Origin of the sequence: Pseudomonas sp. PB106 (genome assembly GCF_009764645.1) — a bacterium.
Classification (GTDB): domain Bacteria; phylum Pseudomonadota; class Gammaproteobacteria; order Pseudomonadales; family Pseudomonadaceae; genus Aquipseudomonas.
In genome coordinates, this window is sequence record NZ_RWIM01000216.1 from 1 (window position 1) to 15,727 (window position 15,727).

The following is a 15,727-nucleotide window of genomic DNA, read 5'->3' on the forward strand; positions in this document are numbered from 1 at the left end:
CTGCGGCAGCTCCTACAGGTGAAGTACATTCCAAATGTAGGAGCTGCCGAAGGCTGCGATCTTTTAATAGTGATACCACTTCACTTCGAGCATGACCTCGGTTTCCGGCGTGGCCAGATGGCTGAACTCGCGCTGCGCACTCAGTCGCAAACCGAGGTTGCGCGACAATTCCCACTGCTGATTCAGACTCAGGCTACGGCGCACTTCGCCATTGAAAAAGTAATCGCCCTTGGCCTCCAGGCTGAGATTGCCCAGCGGGTTTTTCCACAACACCCCGGTATTGAAACCCCCGGCCGGGGAGACAAACTCGGCGAAATCATTGTTGTGTTCAATTCGCACGGTGCCGAGGGCAAACCCCAGCACGTCGTCACCCAGCGCCCACGTACCACCGCCGCCGCCATTGACGTGGCTGACCAGCGTTTCGTCATCATGCTTGCCCGGAACACGTTCAAGGCCCCCGGTGACCTGCCACGACAACGGCTGCAATAGTTCATTGCGCGGCGTCAGCGAACGAATCGTCGCCAGATCCAGTTGCTGGAACTGCCAGTGATTGCCTTCGTACTGACGCAACTTCATTTGCAGGATCTCGATCTGCGCGCCGAGCGGGAAGCTTTCAGCGTTGTCGTTGAGATCGTGATAGGCCATGCGCAAGCCGTACTCGCCGAACGCACGGTCGCCTCGGGTGCCGAGACCGGCCTGCCAGGTGCGCGATTCGTGGCCGTCTTCAGGCAAGCCCGGTTGCGGAATGTCCAGTTCGGGCGCGGGGTTTTTGTTGATCGCCCGCAGCAGTTCGAAACTGCGCTGCGCCCGTTGCGGATCGCGCTCCTGACCGTTGGCGCGGTAGCGCTCCAGACGATACGCCGCATCGATGATCAACGCCTGACGGTCGCGGGGCAGGGCTTTGAAGGTCGGCTCTTGCAACACCTTTTGATCGGCGCTGACCTTCAACACCCATTGCTGTTCTTCACCGCTGAGCGGCTCGGCACGGCTGAGCAATTCGCGCTCGCGGGATGGGCGATATTGGATACTTTCCACCAGCCCGGCTTCCTTCACCGCTTTTACGGTGTCAGTGGGAATCGCGGTCAGCGGGAATTGCTCAGTCAGGCGCAGGCTCGGCCGTGCGACTTGCAGCAGTTCCAGTAAACGATACGAGCAGTTTTCATCGAAGAAGAAATAGTCGAACTGGATCTGCTTCAACTCCCACACATGTTCGACCATGCGCGCGGTTTCTTCCTGGGTCAGATTGAGTCGGTATTCCCACAGGTCGCGGTTTTCCAGGCTGCGGTATTCCGAGAGTTTTTCCTGGTACGGCACCAGTGCGAACAGCCCTGGATAGCCGCCCATCAAACCTTTCCAAGCGTACAGAATGCTGTTGTCCGAGCCCTCGATGTAGGCGCCGAAGTTAATTGCGTAACTGAGCAACGAGGTCTTGTCGGCCTGTACATCGGCCTGATCGATACGCAGCAGGGTGTGACCGAACATCGATGACGGACTGTTCAAATATGCCGCCGGGAAAATCATCACCGCGCTGTGCGGCGAGACATCCTTGAACCACTTCTTGTACTCGGCGCATTCGGGCGTCGGCAGATCGCTGAGATTCAGCTGTGCTTTCAGCCAGCGGGTGCGCGCCGGATAAACACATTGCGCGTGTTGCTCGCCGAGGCTGGCCGGGGCGTACAGCGCCTGTACGGTGGCCGCCAGTTCATGATCGGGATGTTCATTGCCATCGGGTGCGAGAAAGAACTTCTTGTCGCTGACATAACTGCGCCAGCCGCCGAGCTTGGCGGTTTCGTAATGACCGAGGGAAATCCAGAAGCGGTCGTTGGCCAGTTGCTGCAAACGTTGAGGGTCGATATGAGGCGCGGCGGACAGCGGGGCGCAGACACAGAGCGCCAGCCAGGCAAGGCGTTTGAGCATAGTCGGCAACTTGAGCAGGAAAGAAATAAAGACCCAAGGAGGGCGGGCCGAAAAAACAAAACCCGCTTCCCGAAAGAAGCGGGTGGGGGTCGAGCTTAAGCCTGAGTTGCGTACTTGGCCAGACGAGGATCCGATTTCAGTACGGCCAGGGTGTTGGTATGCACGTCTTCAGCGGTCACGTCAGCTTTGCTGAAGATTTGCTGGAAGTGCTCGTGAGTCACGGCAGCGAAGTGCGCACGGTCTTCCGGCGCCACGCCCAGTACCACGGCGTAAGTCGTCAGCGCTTCGCCGTTGCCTTTGGCCATGTCTTCGGACAGCTCGTTCATCATGCCATTCATGGCAAACCACGATTTGCCGCCGTAGGTCAGCGATGCGTTGGTCGAGCAGCCGTTGGTGCCGGACGTCATACCGAACGTCGCGTTACCGGAAGTGCCGTTGGTGGTGGAAGCGAGGAAGTGAGCAGGGGTGCCACGCTGACCTTCGAACAGCATGTTGCCCCAACCGCAATCCGGGCCGCCTGGAGCTTGCGCCATTGCGTTGATGGATACAGCGGTGAAGAGAGTACCGAGAAGAATCCGTTTCATAGCTTTGTTCTCTTTGTGTGCATACCAATGGACAGGGTTCTGGCCCCCCAAGCTCTGTACGAAACAGATCCAAACGAAGCCAGTGGGCCGGTATTAGTTCCAGCCGCGCAGTTTGGAGTTTAGGCACGTTCCAGGGGTTCCGTGAGTTTTTGCAAAATATTTGGAATAAACCCCGGTTTCCGGGGGCGGGCCGCTGGGTTGCCAGGTTGTCTATGCTTTGTCACATGGCGCGCCTTGCCAGTGGGGCACGGGCAGCGCCAGAATGCCGCTATCTGCCCCGCCTGATTGTTAAGGAAGCCCGATGCCTGATCCTGTTGCTGCCAGCTTGCGTCTTGCGCCCGAAGCGCTGACCCGTCCGTTTTCCGCTGAACAGTTCAGCTTCACTACCACCAATGATCTGGAGCCCTTTCGCGGTGTGCTCGGCCAGGAACGCGCGGTCGAAGCCTTGCAGTTCGGTGTGGCGATGCCACGCCCCGGTTACAACGTCTTTGTCATGGGCGAGCCCGGCACCGGCCGTTTCTCGTTCGTCAAACGCTACCTGAAGGCCGAAGGCAAACGCCTGCAGACCCCGGCGGACTGGGTCTACGTGAATAACTTCGATGAACCGCGCGAACCTCGCGCACTGGAACTGCCTTCGGGCACTGCCGGCGCGTTCATCGGTGACATCAACGGTTTGATCGACAACCTGCTGGCAACGTTTCCAGCGGTGTTCGAACACCCGTCCTACCAGCAAAAGAAAAGCGCCATCGACCGCGCCTTCAACCAGCGCTATGACAAGGCCCTCGACATCATCGAGCGCTTGGCACTGGAAAAAGACGTCGCCTTGTATCGCGACAGCAGCAACATCGCCTTCACGCCGATGCTTGACGGCAAAGCGCTGGATGAAGCCGAATTCGCCCAATTGCCGGAAGCCGATCGCGAACGGTTCCACGAAGACATCTCCGGTCTCGAAGAGCGCCTGAACGAAGAACTCGCCAGCCTGCCGCAGTGGAAGCGGGAGTCGAACAATCAACTGCGCTCGCTCAACGAAGAAACCATCACCCTGGCCTTGCAGCCGCTGCTGTCGCCGCTGTCCGAGAAGTACGCGGAGAACGCAGCGGTCTGCGGTTACCTGCAAGCGATGCAGGTGTACTTGCTGAAAACCGTGGTCGAGCAACTGGTCGACGACAGCAAGACCGACGCCGTTGCGCGCAAGCTGCTGGAAGAGCAATACGCTCCGAGTCTGGTGGTCGGCCATCCGGCCAGCGGTGGGGCGCCGGTGGTTTTCGAGCCGCACCCGACTTACGAAAACCTGTTCGGTCGTATCGAATACACCACCGATCAGGGCGCGCTCTACACCACTTATCGCCAGTTGCGTCCGGGTGCCTTGCACCGTGCAAATGGCGGTTTCCTGATTCTTGAAGCGGAAAAAATGCTCAGTGAGCCGTTCGTGTGGGATGCGCTGAAACGCGCCCTGCAATCGCGCAAGCTGAAAATGGAATCGCCGCTGGGCGAGATGGGCCGTTTCGCCACCGTGACCCTCAACCCGCAGCACATTCCGCTGCAGGTCAAAGTCATCATCATCGGCGCGCGGTCGCTGTATTACACGCTGCAGGATCTCGATCCCGACTTCCAGGAGATGTTCCGCGTTCTGGTCGATTTCGACGAAGACATTCCGATGGTCGACGAGAGCCTCGAACAGTTCGCCCAGCTGTTGAAAACCCGTACCTCGGAAGAAGGCATGGCACCGCTGACCGCCGATGCGGTGGCGCGTCTGGCCACTTACAGCGCGCGGCTGGCCGAGCATCAGGGGCGCTTGTCGGCGCGCATTGGCGATCTGTTTCAACTGGTCAGCGAGGCGGACTTCATCCGTCATCTGGCCGGCGATGAAATGACCGATGCCGGGCATATCGAACGTGCGCTGAAAGCCAAAGCCACGCGTACTGGTCGCGTGTCGGCGCGGATTCTCGACGACATGCTCGCCGGGATTATCCTCATCGACACCGATGGCGCGGCGGTCGGCAAGTGCAACGGTCTCACTGTGCTTGAAGTCGGCGACTCGGCGTTCGGCGTGCCGGCGCGGATTTCCGCCACGGTGTACCCGGGCGGCAGCGGCATCGTCGACATCGAGCGTGAGGTCAACCTCGGTCAGCCGATCCACTCCAAAGGCGTGATGATCCTCACCGGTTATCTGGGCAGCCGTTACGCCCAGGAATTCCCGCTGGCGATCTCCGCGAGTATCGCGCTGGAGCAATCCTACGGTTACGTCGATGGCGACAGTGCGTCGCTGGGTGAGGCGTGCACGTTGATTTCGGCGCTGTCGAAGACGCCGCTCAAGCAGTGCTTCGCGATCACCGGCTCGATCAACCAGTTCGGCGAAGTGCAGGCAGTGGGCGGGGTCAACGAGAAGATCGAAGGCTTCTTCCGTCTCTGTGAAGCACGCGGCCTGACCGGCGAGCAGGGCGCGATCATTCCGCAAGCCAACGTCGCCACGCTGATGCTTGATGAGAAAGTCTTGGCGGCGGTGCGTGCCGGGCAGTTCCACGTGTACGCGGTGCGTCAGGCGGATGAAGCGTTGAGTCTGCTGGTCGGTGAACCGGCGGGTGAGCCGAATGCCGATGGCGAATTCCCGGAAGGCAGCATCAATGCGCGGGTGGTGGAGCGGCTGCGCGATATTGCCGAGATGATCAGCGAAGAAGATCTCAAGGAAGCCGAGAAGGAGTTGGCCCAAGAGGCATTAGCCGAAGCCAAACCAGCCTAAGCCTGGCGCGGTCAAACTGTAGGAGTGAGCCTGCTCGCGATAGCGGTGTGTCAGTCGGCAAATGAGTTGCCTAACACACCGCCATCGCGAGCAGGCTCGCTCCCACAGTTATTTTTCCAGATTGATTTTTGTGGGGATCTTCTGGAAATGTGCCACTACTCTGGCGCCAAACTTCACACAATGACCATTCGGCGCCTTCTGGTGCTATCCGGCTTGCTCAGCGGACTTTTCTTCTATTCTCAGCTCAAGGATATCGACAGTATCACTGGATCGAGCCAGTCCTCCCGTGGGGACTGAATACCGGCTTCACCGAGGGTCGCCGCCATGTCGCGCAACCTCTGCCTCACCCGTCAATGCCTGGGCCTTGTGACCCGAATCGAATGCGCCATCAAGCCGTTGGCCGGCGATACCGGCATGTGGACGCTGCTCTTCGCCGCCGGTATGGCCGGCGAACAACCTTCCGCCATCAAAGCCCAAGGGCCGTTTCACGGACCGATTGCCGCCGAGTCGATTCTCGACACCATCGTCGAGAGTCTGACGCTGCACGGCTACGAACTGGCCGATGATCCGCAGATCTGGAGCCTGCACCTGCAAGCCCAGTTGCGGCAGATCAACGGTGGTCGCAGCCGCGCTCTCTAGGAGTTGCCGCAGGCTGCGATCTTTTGATCTTGCTCTTCAGGGGGCAGTATCCGACACCTGTGCCTTGTCGAGTTTGACTTCGAAGCCGTATTGCACAGTGGTGAGGTCGGTGCGCTGATAGGTTTCCACGCGAGCCGGGCGGCCGTAGAAATAATGCACCCCGACTAAAGCCGGGCCCTCTGCGCTGGCGTCGTGGCTGACCGAAAGAATTTGCTTCAGGTAGTTGCCGCTGTCGTCCTTGACGAAAAACCGATACTCGTTGGACGGGAACAGCTTCAAGTCCACCAGCAGCGTGTTGTTCTTGATCTCCAGACCTTTGCGCAGCGACTTTTCGTCGTACGCTTGCTTGGCGACGGTGGCGAGAAACAGCGGCATCGAACCGACCGCAATCGCCGGGGTTTCCGGGAACAGATTCAAATCGTAGGTAATCGTCGCGCGCAACGGATCGACCTGATAAGCCTCGGGCGGCAGTTCGATCGGCTCGTCGAGTTTGCCGTTGTGTTTTTCGGTGAAGAACGTCACTGGGCTTTCGCCGGGGTTGAAATCGTCGCCGAGCAACTCATCGTTGAACGTGCGGCGGTGGGAGAACTCGATACGTGCGGCACTCGGTTCCTCGACGGACTGGTGAATGCGCACGCCGGCCTTCAATTGTTCTTCCGTCAGGCTCGCGCCCTTGAGCCAGTTGGCCGCCAGATCGTCATAAACCGTTACCGGCAAATCCAGCGGCTGAATAGCTTTGTCTGTGGTGTGCGGATTGAATGCACGAATCGGCAGATCCAGCGCTTTGCGGCTCACGGTCACCGTAGAGAAATCCAGCACGCTGACTTCCAGCGTTTCGATCGGGCCGTTGAAGTAGACCTTGTTGTAGCGGCGCGGGTGCTTTTGCTCGAAGCCCTGCTGTTCGTCCGTTAGCTGTTTTTCCAGGGTATCGCTCCAGGTTTTCTGCTGCTGCAGGTGCGCCAGTTGCGCTTCGTAGAACGCCACCTGCTCCGGGCTCTCGTTGATTGAGCCGGCGCGAAGCAGATATTGCCCGGTGGCATCGCGGGCCTGAACGATCAGCGGATTGAGTTGCGCCTCGGCGACTTCCGGGGCCAGCGGCAGGTTGTTGCTGAATTCGACTTCGGCGTAGTTCTTTTCCAGCTTCAGCAGTTTCACGCTGAGGTTGTCGTTGGTGCGGGTCTGGCCGACGTCTTTCTGGGTCAAATCGAAGCTGTACAAACGACGTGGCGCGATGACTTCAAGCTTGCCTTGCAGGCTGACCGGTTGCGGCAGGCTTTTCTTGTCGACGTTCAGGCCGTCGATGAACGGGTAAGTCACCGTCAGGTCATCGGGGTTGGTGACGTTGGAGCTGGACGGGCTGAGCTGAATGCCGGGATCGGTTTCCGACCATTCCGGCTGATAGCTAATAACGCGTTTGTTGCTCAGGGTCACCGATTGCCATTCCACGCCATGGGGGAAAAGGAAGCCGCCGGGAATGTTGAGGTTGAAGGGGAACACCGGTTGCAGGTCGGTGAGGTAGTCGGAGCTGGAGTCCTTGTGCAGCACGAACAGGCCGTTGATGAAGGTGTCGACCAGCGCCTGCGGGGTCGGGTAGTGCTTGAGCACGCCGAGGGCGTCTTCACCGTATTCGGTTTTCGCCGGGATGCTGTCGAGTTTCAACTGCGCGCGCTGGAGTAACAGCAATGAGCCGCCGAGTTCGCTGATGGCGTCCTTGAGCTTGGGGTCGGTGATGGCATCCAGTGACTGTTCGAACTTCGTGGTTTTTTCTTCAAGGCTGGCGGCGTGTTTTTCATCATCGGGCGAGCAACCGCCCAGCAGCAGGGCAAGGCAAATTCCGGCAGTCGTTATCGGCAATCGCACATCCATTTCTACGCGTCCTGTCCACTGTCACGGGGCTGTCAATGGTTTGGACACTAGCAGAAAAACTTTGACACACACACGCAGGTGGCGGATTTCCGGGCAGTTTATGACGGTCACAGCTGGCTGGTATACTCGCCGCCATTTCCAGCCCCCGGTGTGAGATTCAATGGAACGCTTTATCGAAAATGCAATGTATGCCACGCGGTGGCTGTTGGCGCCGATCTACATCGGCCTGTCTCTGGGGCTGCTGGCGCTGGCGCTGAAGTTCTTCCAGGAAATCATTCATATCCTGCCCAACGTGTTCGCCATGGCCGAGTCGGATCTGATTCTGGTGCTGTTGTCGCTGATCGACATGGCGCTGGTCGGTGGCCTGCTGGTGATGGTGATGATTTCCGGTTACGAGAACTTTGTCTCGCAACTGGACATCGACGAGGGCAAAGAGAAGCTCAGCTGGCTGGGCACCATGGACTCGTCATCGCTGAAGATGAAAGTCGCTGCATCGATTGTGGCGATTTCCTCGATCCACCTGCTGCGCATCTTCATGGATGCCAAGAACGTCGATCCCGAGCATTTGATGTGGTACGTGATCATCCACATGACTTTCGTGGTCTCGGCGTTCGCCATGGGTTACCTGGACAAGGTCACCAAACACTGATCGATCGCTGAATGCTGCAAAAACACCGCCCGTCTGTTGCGAAACAGACGGGCGGTGTCGTTTGTGGCTTGTACTTTCGGGCGCGCGGGCATATCCCTGTAGACGTCCTGACTCGCCACTGCACGAGGTGCGTTCATGAACCTGCAAGAGTTGAATGCGTTTGCCATCGCCAGAAAGGTCGATGAGCTGAACCTGATCTCCATGGAAGGCGGAATTTATCTGCTCGAGGCTCGGATGCACGGGGCGGCTTATCCGTTGAGTGATCTCAAGGGCAACATGCTGACCCTGCGTTCGGTGGAGCATGCGCGGGATTTGCTGCATGCCTTTCCGGTGCTGCCGTTCAACCTCGTACACACCTCGGTACACGATGAAATGTGTGGCTTGGGCCCCAGCAGCGAGGAAAGCCTGAAAGTGCCGCTGGCCTGGCGTTCGGCCCTGTAGGCCTTACGCGCCAACGCCTGAGCATCTGTGCTAGTCTGCTCGCCCTTTTGGTTCCGGGCGCGCCGGGACGCGCTGTGCTCGCACGGCAAGTCTTGTGGCCGTCCGCACAGCGGAGCAGTGTCATGTCCGAAGTAAATCTGTCCACCGACGAAACCCGCGTCAGCTACGGCATCGGCCGTCAGCTGGGTGATCAGCTGCGCGACAACCCGCCACCGGGCGTTAGCCTGGACGCGATCCTGGCTGGTCTGACCGACGCTTTCGCCGGTAAGGAAAGCCGTGTTGGCCAGGAAGAAATGTCCGCCAGCTTCAAGGTTATCCGCGAAATCATGCAAGCCGAAGCCGCTGCCAAAGCTGAAGCCGCTGCTGGCGAAGGCCTGGCCTTCCTGGCTGAAAACGCCAAGCGCGACGGCATCACCACACTGGCTTCCGGCCTGCAATTCGAAGTGCTGACTCAGGGCGAAGGCGCCAAGCCGACCCGTGAAGACCAAGTGCGTACTCACTACCACGGCACCCTGATCGACGGCACTGTGTTCGACAGCTCCTACGAGCGCGGCCAGCCTGCAGAATTCCCGGTTAGCGGCGTGATCGCTGGCTGGACCGAAGCCCTGCAACTGATGAATGCCGGCAGCAAATGGCGCCTGTACGTGCCGAGCGAACTGGCTTACGGCGCTCAAGGCGTTGGCAGCATCCCGCCGCACAGCGTTCTGGTATTCGACGTCGAGCTGCTGGACGTTCTGTAATCCCCGGCCTGCCTTGATGGCGGGCTAATGTAGGAGTGAGCCCGCTCGCGATTGCGTTTTTTCAGTCGACTGATTTGTTGTCTGACACACCGTCATCGCGAGCAGGCTCACTCCTACAGTTTTTACCGTGTTTCATACTTCGATCTTGTGATGCAGCTCGTTGGTCGGGCGTAACGCCCGGGCATAGCAGAACAGAAACAGATTGCGCACCAGCTCCTTGAGCACCAATGGTTCGCTGGAATTCAGGCTGCTGACATCCAGATCCCCTTGATCCTGCAGCTCATGCAAGGCTTCTTCTTCAAGCACCGCACAGACTTCGCCAGTCTCCCGATGGAGGATTCTGAGGTACGGGTGTGGGCGATCCAGCCAGGCGTCTATCAAATAAGTCATGGGTCTCATCTCCGTTGAAGGTGTTTGATGAGAATAATTCTTATTATCTAAATAGCAAGCGCCTATTGGCAGATTGTGAATTTTTCCGGGTAAAGATTGCGTAAGGTCAAAACGGCTGGCGTTTGGCTATTGCGTGGTTTTATTGAGGCTGTGCGGGGAGGGCGAAGCTCCATCCCACGGCTGGCGCGGGATGGATGACAGCAGATTCAGACCTTTCTGACGAACTCGGATTTGAGTTTCATCGGGCCGATGCCATCGATCTTGCAGTCGATGTCGTGGTCGCCATCGCACAGGCGGATGTTCTTGACCTTGGTGCCGACCTTGACCACCAGCGAGGTGCCCTTGACCTTGAGGTCCTTGATCACGGTGATGGTGTCGCCGTCCTGCAGGACATTGCCGACCGAATCTTTCTTCACGGTGTCATCGGACGCCACTTCGGCTTCGCCACTGGCGGACCATTCGTGGGCACACTCCGGGCACACCAGTTGAGTACCGTCTTCGTAGGTGTATTCGGAATTGCATTTCGGGCAGGGTGGCAACGTGCTCACTAAGGCTCCTTGAGTGTGGATCGCTAAAAGTCGCACATTGTATAGGGTTTTAACTATTCAGGCAGTCAAAAGCAAAAATCGCAGCCCCGACAACCCCTGTAGGAGCTGCCGAAGGCTGCGATCTTTTGATCTTGCTACAGCGATATCAGTGAGTACGCGCGACCGCAAACTCACTCAATTCAACCAGCGCATCGCGATACTCGCTTGCCGGCAGTGCCTCAAGGCACTTGATCGCACGGGCCACGTAATCGCGGGCCAGTTGCGCGGTGTACTCCAGCGAACCGGACGCTTCCACCGCAATGCGGATGCTTTCCAGATCTTCGATCCCGCCTTTCTGGATCGCCTGACGCACCAGTGCGGCCTGTTCAGCCGTACCTTCGCGCATGGTGTAGATCAGCGGCAGGGTTGGCTTGCCCTCTGCCAGATCGTCGCCGACGTTCTTGCCCAGGGTTTCAGCGTCGCCCTTGTAGTCGAGCAGGTCGTCGACCAGCTGGAACGCCACACCGAGGTGATCACCAAACGTACGCAGCGCTTCGCTCTGTTCGGCGGTAGCACCGGCCAGTGCGGCCGCACTGTGAGTCGAAGCTTCGAAGAGCATCGCAGTTTTGCCGCGGATGACTTCCATGTAGGTTTCTTCGGTGGTGCTGGCGTCGCGCACCTTGGACAGCTGCAACACTTCGCCTTCGGCGATGATGCGCGTGGCCTGGGACAGGATCTTCATCACCGGCATCGAGCCAAGTTCGACCATCATTTCGAACGAGCGCGAGTACAGGAAGTCGCCGACCAGCACGCTCGGGGCATTGCCCCACATGGCGTTGGCGGTCGAGCGGCCACGGCGCATGCCCGACATGTCGACAACGTCGTCATGCAGCAGGGTCGCGGTGTGCAGGAATTCGATGGTGGCGGCCAACAGGCGCATGTCGTCGCCTTCGCGACCCAGGGCCTTGCCACACAGCAACACTAATAAAGGACGCAGACGCTTGCCGCCGGCCGAGGTGATGTAATCGCCGATTTTCGATACCAGCGGTACTCGGGAAGTCAGCTGCTTCTTGATGATGCCGTCGACGGCGCTAAAATCGTCCGCCACCGCGCGGTAGAAAGCTTGGGGTTGCATCAGCGAGAGTCGCTCCAGAAGGGTTGCGCGGCATGCTAGGACCCCCGTCCAGACCTGTCAAGGCGCGATGGACGGCTACTTGCAAGCCTGCCGCGCCTTGCGTACAATCGCGCACCCTGAACTTCCTGGGCAGCACCTGCCTTACGCAATTGCAACGGGCCATCCAGCCTTATGCAGCCATGCCAGCCAATACCTCTTCTTATAAAGAGCTGGGTGAGCAGGATTATCGGAGAAATACCATGTCTTATGCAGTAATCGTTACTGGCGGCAAGCAGTACAAAGTCGCCCCAGGTGAATACCTGAAGATCGAAAAACTGGAAATCGCTACCGGCGAATCCGTTACCTTTGATCGCGTTCTGTTGGTTGCCAATGGCGACGACGTGAATATCGGCGCTCCAGTTGTTGCTGGCGCTACCGTTGTGGCTGAAGTGATCTCCCAAGGTCGTCACGATAAAGTCCGCATCATCAAGTTCCGTCGCCGTAAGCACCACATGAAGCGTATGGGCCACCGCCAGTGGTACACCGAGATCAAAATCACCGGTATTCAGGCTTAATTTCAGCCTAATTCCTCACTAGGAGAATTGACTCATGGCACACAAAAAAGCTGGTGGTAGTACCCGTAACGGTCGCGACTCAGAAGCCAAACGCCTTGGCGTTAAGATGTATGGCGGCCAGAAAATCATTCCGGGCAACATCATCGTGCGTCAGCGCGGCACCCAATTCCACGCTGGCTACGGCGTTGGCATGGGTAAGGATCACACCCTCTTCGCGAAAATCGAAGGCGTGATCAAGTTTGAAGTAAAGGGCGCGTTCAACCGCCGTTACGTGAGCGTTGTCGCAGCTTAATTGCGCGATCGCTGGAAAAGCCCTGTCTCGCGACGGGGCTTTTTCGTTTGTGGGGTGAGTCTCTTGCAAAACTGTTTGTATGGGCTGTCGGCGTGCGATGCAGGTCGTGTTTTGGGGTCGCTGCGCTCATTTTTGCAAGAGTCTTATGTCTTGATTGTTTTTCGGCTCGTCCGTATGGCGAGAGGCGTTGGTTATGAAGTTTGTTGATGAAGTATCGATTCGCGTAAAGGCTGGTGATGGCGGCAATGGCGCCATGAGTTTCCGTCGGGAAAAATTCATCGAAAACGGTGGTCCTAACGGCGGTGATGGTGGTGACGGCGGTTCCATCTACATGATGGCTGACGAAAACCTCAACACCCTGGTCGACTACCGTTACACCCGGCACTTCGATGCCGAGCGTGGCTCCAACGGCGGCAGCACCGACTGCACCGGGAAAAAAGGTGAAGACCTGATCCTGCGCGTGCCGGTCGGCACCACGGTGATCGACTCTGCCACTCAGGAAGTGATTGGCGACCTGACCAAGGCTGGCCAGAAACTGATGGTCGTGCAGGGTGGCTGGCACGGTCTGGGCAACACCCGTTTCAAATCCAGTACCAACCGTGCGCCGCGTCAAACCACGCCGGGCAAGCCGGGTGAGCAGCGCGACCTGAAATTGGAAATGAAAGTGCTGGCCGACGTCGGTCTGCTCGGTTTGCCGAATGCCGGTAAAAGTACCTTCATCCGTTCGGTCTCTGCCGCCAAGCCGAAAGTGGCTGACTATCCGTTCACTACGCTGGTGCCGAACCTGGGTGTGGTCAGCGTCGATCGCTGGAAAAGCTTCGTCGTCGCGGACATTCCGGGTCTGATCGAAGGTGCCTCCGATGGCGCCGGCCTGGGCATTCGCTTCCTCAAGCATTTGGCGCGTACGCGTCTGCTGCTGCACCTCGTCGACATGGCGCCGCTGGATGATTCCAGTGCACCAGACGCGGCAGAAGTGATCGTCAACGAACTGATCAAGTTCAGCCCGTCTCTGGCAGAGCGTGATCGTTGGCTGGTACTGAACAAGTGCGACCAGATCCTTGAAGAAGATCACGATGAGCGCGTCAAGGAAATCGTTGAGCGCCTCGAGTGGACTGGTCCGGTCTACGTGATCTCGGCCATCGCCAAGATCGGTACCGAGCGTCTGTGCCACGACATCATGCGTTACATGGAAGACCGTGCTGATCGCCTTGCTGCCGACCCGGCTTACAAGGAAGAGCTGGCCGATCTCGATCAGCGCATCGAAGACGAAGCGCGTGCGCAACTGCAGGCGCTGGACGACAAGCGTGCGCTGCGTCGCAGTGGCGTGAAGTCGGTCCATGACATCGGCGACGATGACTGGGACGAAGAAGATGTAGATGACGAAGACGGTCCGGAAATCATTTACGTGCGTGACTGATCCGTTGCGATAAACTTGAACGCCGCTCAATCGAGCGGCGTTTTAGTATCTGGAAATCGATCGTTGGTCGGGAATAGCCACGAATAACGTCACGGGCGGCGCTGGGTCGCGCTGCCCTCAAGCTAAGGTTGAAGATGATGCGGAGCAAGGTGACAGGTGCGCAGCGTTGGGTCGTGAAGATCGGCAGCGCTTTGCTGACAGCTGATGGCAAAGGGCTGGATCGTGCGGCAATGGGTGTCTGGGTCGAGCAGATGGTGGCCCTGCATGAGGCTGGCGTCGAGCTGGTGCTGGTGTCCTCTGGGGCAGTGGCGGCCGGCATGAGCCGTTTGGGCTGGACCGCACGACCCAGTGCGATGCATGAGCTCCAGGCGGCTGCGGCGATTGGTCAGATGGGCTTGGTGCAGGCGTGGGAGTCGAGCTTCGCCGAGCATGGCCGGCACACTGCGCAGATTCTTCTTACTCACGACGACTTGTCCGACCGCAAGCGCTACCTCAATGCCCGCAGCACCTTGCGCGCACTGGTCGAGCTGAAAGTCATCCCGGTGATCAACGAAAACGACACCGTGGTCACCGACGAAATCCGTTTTGGCGACAACGACACGCTCGCGGCGCTGGTGGCCAATCTGGTCGAGGCTGATCTGTTAGTGATCCTCACCGATCGCGACGGCATGTTCGATGCTGATCCGCGTAATAACCCCGATGCGCAGATGATTTACGAAGCGCGTGCCGATGATCCGAGTCTGGATGCGGTGGCGGGCGGTACGGGCGGTGCGCTGGGGCGTGGCGGCATGCAGACCAAGTTGCGCGCGGCGCGGCTGGCGGCGCGTTCCGGGGCGCACACGATTATTGTTGGTGGGCGTCTGGAGCGCGTGCTTGATCGCCTGAAAGCGGGTGAGCGCATCGGCACATTGTTGTCGCCTGAGCGAGGCATGCTTGCGGCGCGCAAGCAATGGCTGGCCGGGCATCTGCAAACCCGTGGCACGCTGGTGTTGGATGAGGGTGCTGTGTCGGCCTTGTCCAAAGGCAACAAAAGTCTGCTGCCTGTAGGCGTCAAACTGGTTCAAGGCAGCTTCCGACGTGGCGAAATGGTGGTCTGCGTGGCGCCGGATGGTCGTGAGATCGCTCGTGGCCTGGCCAACTACAGCGCGCTCGAAGCGCAAAAAATTATCGGTCAGTCGTCGGATGCGATTGTCGGTGTGCTCGGTTACATGGCGGAGCCGGAACTGGTTCACCGTGACAACCTGATTCTGGTTTAAGGAAAACTCGATGCGTTTAGCGAAAGGATTGTTGGGCTTGCTGATGGCGATGCCATTGCTGGCCTCGGCCGAAGAGATCGGTCAGGTGTCGACGGTGTTCAAGTTTGTCGGCCCGAATGACCGGATTGTGGTCGAGGCTTTCGATGATCCGAAAGTCGAAGGCGTGACCTGCTACCTGTCGCGCGCCAAGACGGGCGGCGTGAAGGGTGGTTTGGGTCTGGCTGAAGATCGCGCAGAGGCGTCGATCGCGTGCCGTCAGGTCGGCCCGATCAAGTTCAAGGGCGAACTGAAGGACGGTGACGAGGTGTTCAAGGAGCGCACTTCGCTGGTGTTCAAGACCATGCAGGTGGTGCGTTTCCTGGATAAGAAGCGCAACACGCTGGTGTACCTGGTCTACAGCGATCGCTTGATCGAAGGGAGTCCGCAGAATGCGGTGACAGCGATCCCGATCCTGCCGTGGGTGCCCGTCCAGCAATAACCCCGCAATACCAACTGTAGGAGTGAGCCTGCTCCGGGCGGCGTTCCGACGATAGCGGTTAGTCAGATGTACATTTTTGCTGACTGACACGCCGCTATCGTC

The 15,727-nt window shown here is 58.6% G+C and carries 16 protein-coding genes; 10 read left to right on the top strand and 6 right to left on the bottom strand.

Annotated features, from left to right (window positions below; translation table 11 throughout):
- Positions 1-63 precede the first annotated feature (63 nt).
- Both EJA71_RS26230 and EJA71_RS26235 read right to left on the bottom strand, forming a co-directional pair.
- Positions 64-1,917: a DUF4105 domain-containing protein gene (locus tag EJA71_RS26230; RefSeq protein WP_158960861.1), complete on the bottom strand. Its 1,854-nt coding sequence runs from the start codon at positions 1,915-1,917 to the stop codon at positions 64-66.
- A gap of 95 nt (positions 1,918-2,012) precedes the next feature.
- Positions 2,013-2,501 (bottom strand): DUF3015 domain-containing protein, encoded by a 489-nt coding sequence (locus tag EJA71_RS26235; RefSeq protein WP_007909797.1) that lies wholly within the window; start codon positions 2,499-2,501, stop codon positions 2,013-2,015.
- A gap of 301 nt (positions 2,502-2,802) precedes the next feature.
- Between EJA71_RS26235 and EJA71_RS26240 the strand changes: the two genes are divergently transcribed.
- Both EJA71_RS26240 and EJA71_RS26245 read left to right on the top strand, forming a co-directional pair.
- A complete protein-coding gene (locus EJA71_RS26240) occupies positions 2,803-5,241 on the top strand; it encodes a Lon protease family protein (protein ID WP_064392387.1) in 2,439 nt (812 codons plus the stop codon).
- Between the two features lie 324 nt (positions 5,242-5,565).
- Complete coding sequence (locus EJA71_RS26245) at positions 5,566-5,880, top strand: hypothetical protein (protein WP_158960863.1); 315 nt, start codon at positions 5,566-5,568, stop codon at positions 5,878-5,880.
- 36 nt (positions 5,881-5,916) lie between these two features.
- Here EJA71_RS26245 and EJA71_RS26250 read toward each other — a convergent pair whose 3' ends face one another.
- A complete protein-coding gene (locus EJA71_RS26250) occupies positions 5,917-7,746 on the bottom strand; it encodes a hypothetical protein (protein WP_158960865.1) in 1,830 nt (609 codons plus the stop codon).
- A gap of 160 nt (positions 7,747-7,906) precedes the next feature.
- Between EJA71_RS26250 and EJA71_RS26255 the strand changes: the two genes are divergently transcribed.
- The 3 genes from EJA71_RS26255 (at position 7,907) to EJA71_RS26265 (ending at position 9,576) form a co-directional block, all read left to right on the top strand.
- Positions 7,907-8,395, top strand: a complete 489-nt coding sequence (locus EJA71_RS26255; RefSeq protein WP_016773116.1) for a TIGR00645 family protein — start codon at positions 7,907-7,909, stop codon at positions 8,393-8,395.
- 135 nt (positions 8,396-8,530) lie between these two features.
- Positions 8,531-8,836, top strand: coding sequence for a DUF6482 family protein (locus EJA71_RS26260; RefSeq protein WP_122592775.1), 306 nt, complete (start codon positions 8,531-8,533; stop codon positions 8,834-8,836).
- 122 nt (positions 8,837-8,958) lie between these two features.
- Positions 8,959-9,576: an FKBP-type peptidyl-prolyl cis-trans isomerase gene (locus EJA71_RS26265; protein WP_158960867.1), complete on the top strand. Its 618-nt coding sequence runs from the start codon at positions 8,959-8,961 to the stop codon at positions 9,574-9,576.
- 132 nt (positions 9,577-9,708) lie between these two features.
- Here the strand turns inward: EJA71_RS26265 and EJA71_RS26270 are convergent, their stop codons facing one another.
- The 3 genes from EJA71_RS26270 to EJA71_RS26280 form a co-directional block, all read right to left on the bottom strand.
- On the bottom strand, positions 9,709-9,966 hold the full coding sequence (locus tag EJA71_RS26270) for a hypothetical protein (protein WP_158960869.1): 258 nt from the start codon (positions 9,964-9,966) through the stop codon (positions 9,709-9,711).
- A gap of 206 nt (positions 9,967-10,172) precedes the next feature.
- Positions 10,173-10,514 (bottom strand): zinc ribbon domain-containing protein YjdM, encoded by a 342-nt coding sequence (locus tag EJA71_RS26275; RefSeq protein WP_158960870.1) that lies wholly within the window; start codon positions 10,512-10,514, stop codon positions 10,173-10,175.
- A 145-nt stretch (positions 10,515-10,659) separates the two neighbouring features.
- Positions 10,660-11,628, bottom strand: a complete 969-nt coding sequence (locus EJA71_RS26280) for a polyprenyl synthetase family protein (RefSeq protein ID WP_034153846.1) — start codon at positions 11,626-11,628, stop codon at positions 10,660-10,662.
- Between the two features lie 239 nt (positions 11,629-11,867).
- Between EJA71_RS26280 and rplU the strand changes: the two genes are divergently transcribed.
- The 5 genes from rplU (at position 11,868) to EJA71_RS26305 (ending at position 15,625) form a co-directional block, all read left to right on the top strand.
- A complete protein-coding gene (rplU, locus tag EJA71_RS26285) occupies positions 11,868-12,182 on the top strand; it encodes a 50S ribosomal protein L21 (RefSeq protein ID WP_003176051.1) in 315 nt (104 codons plus the stop codon).
- Positions 12,183-12,216: 34 nt separating this feature from the next.
- A complete protein-coding gene (rpmA, locus tag EJA71_RS26290) occupies positions 12,217-12,474 on the top strand; it encodes a 50S ribosomal protein L27 (protein ID WP_003176049.1) in 258 nt (85 codons plus the stop codon).
- A gap of 193 nt (positions 12,475-12,667) precedes the next feature.
- Positions 12,668-13,891, top strand: coding sequence for an Obg family GTPase CgtA (gene cgtA, locus EJA71_RS26295; protein WP_064118732.1), 1,224 nt, complete (start codon positions 12,668-12,670; stop codon positions 13,889-13,891).
- 137 nt (positions 13,892-14,028) lie between these two features.
- Positions 14,029-15,147: a glutamate 5-kinase gene (gene proB / locus EJA71_RS26300; RefSeq protein WP_158960872.1), complete on the top strand. Its 1,119-nt coding sequence runs from the start codon at positions 14,029-14,031 to the stop codon at positions 15,145-15,147.
- A gap of 10 nt (positions 15,148-15,157) precedes the next feature.
- The gene (locus tag EJA71_RS26305; protein ID WP_064392406.1) at positions 15,158-15,625 is read left to right on the top strand and encodes a CreA family protein; all 468 of its coding nucleotides are present in this window, start codon (positions 15,158-15,160) and stop codon (positions 15,623-15,625) included.
- The last annotated feature ends 102 nt before the right edge of the window (positions 15,626-15,727 follow it).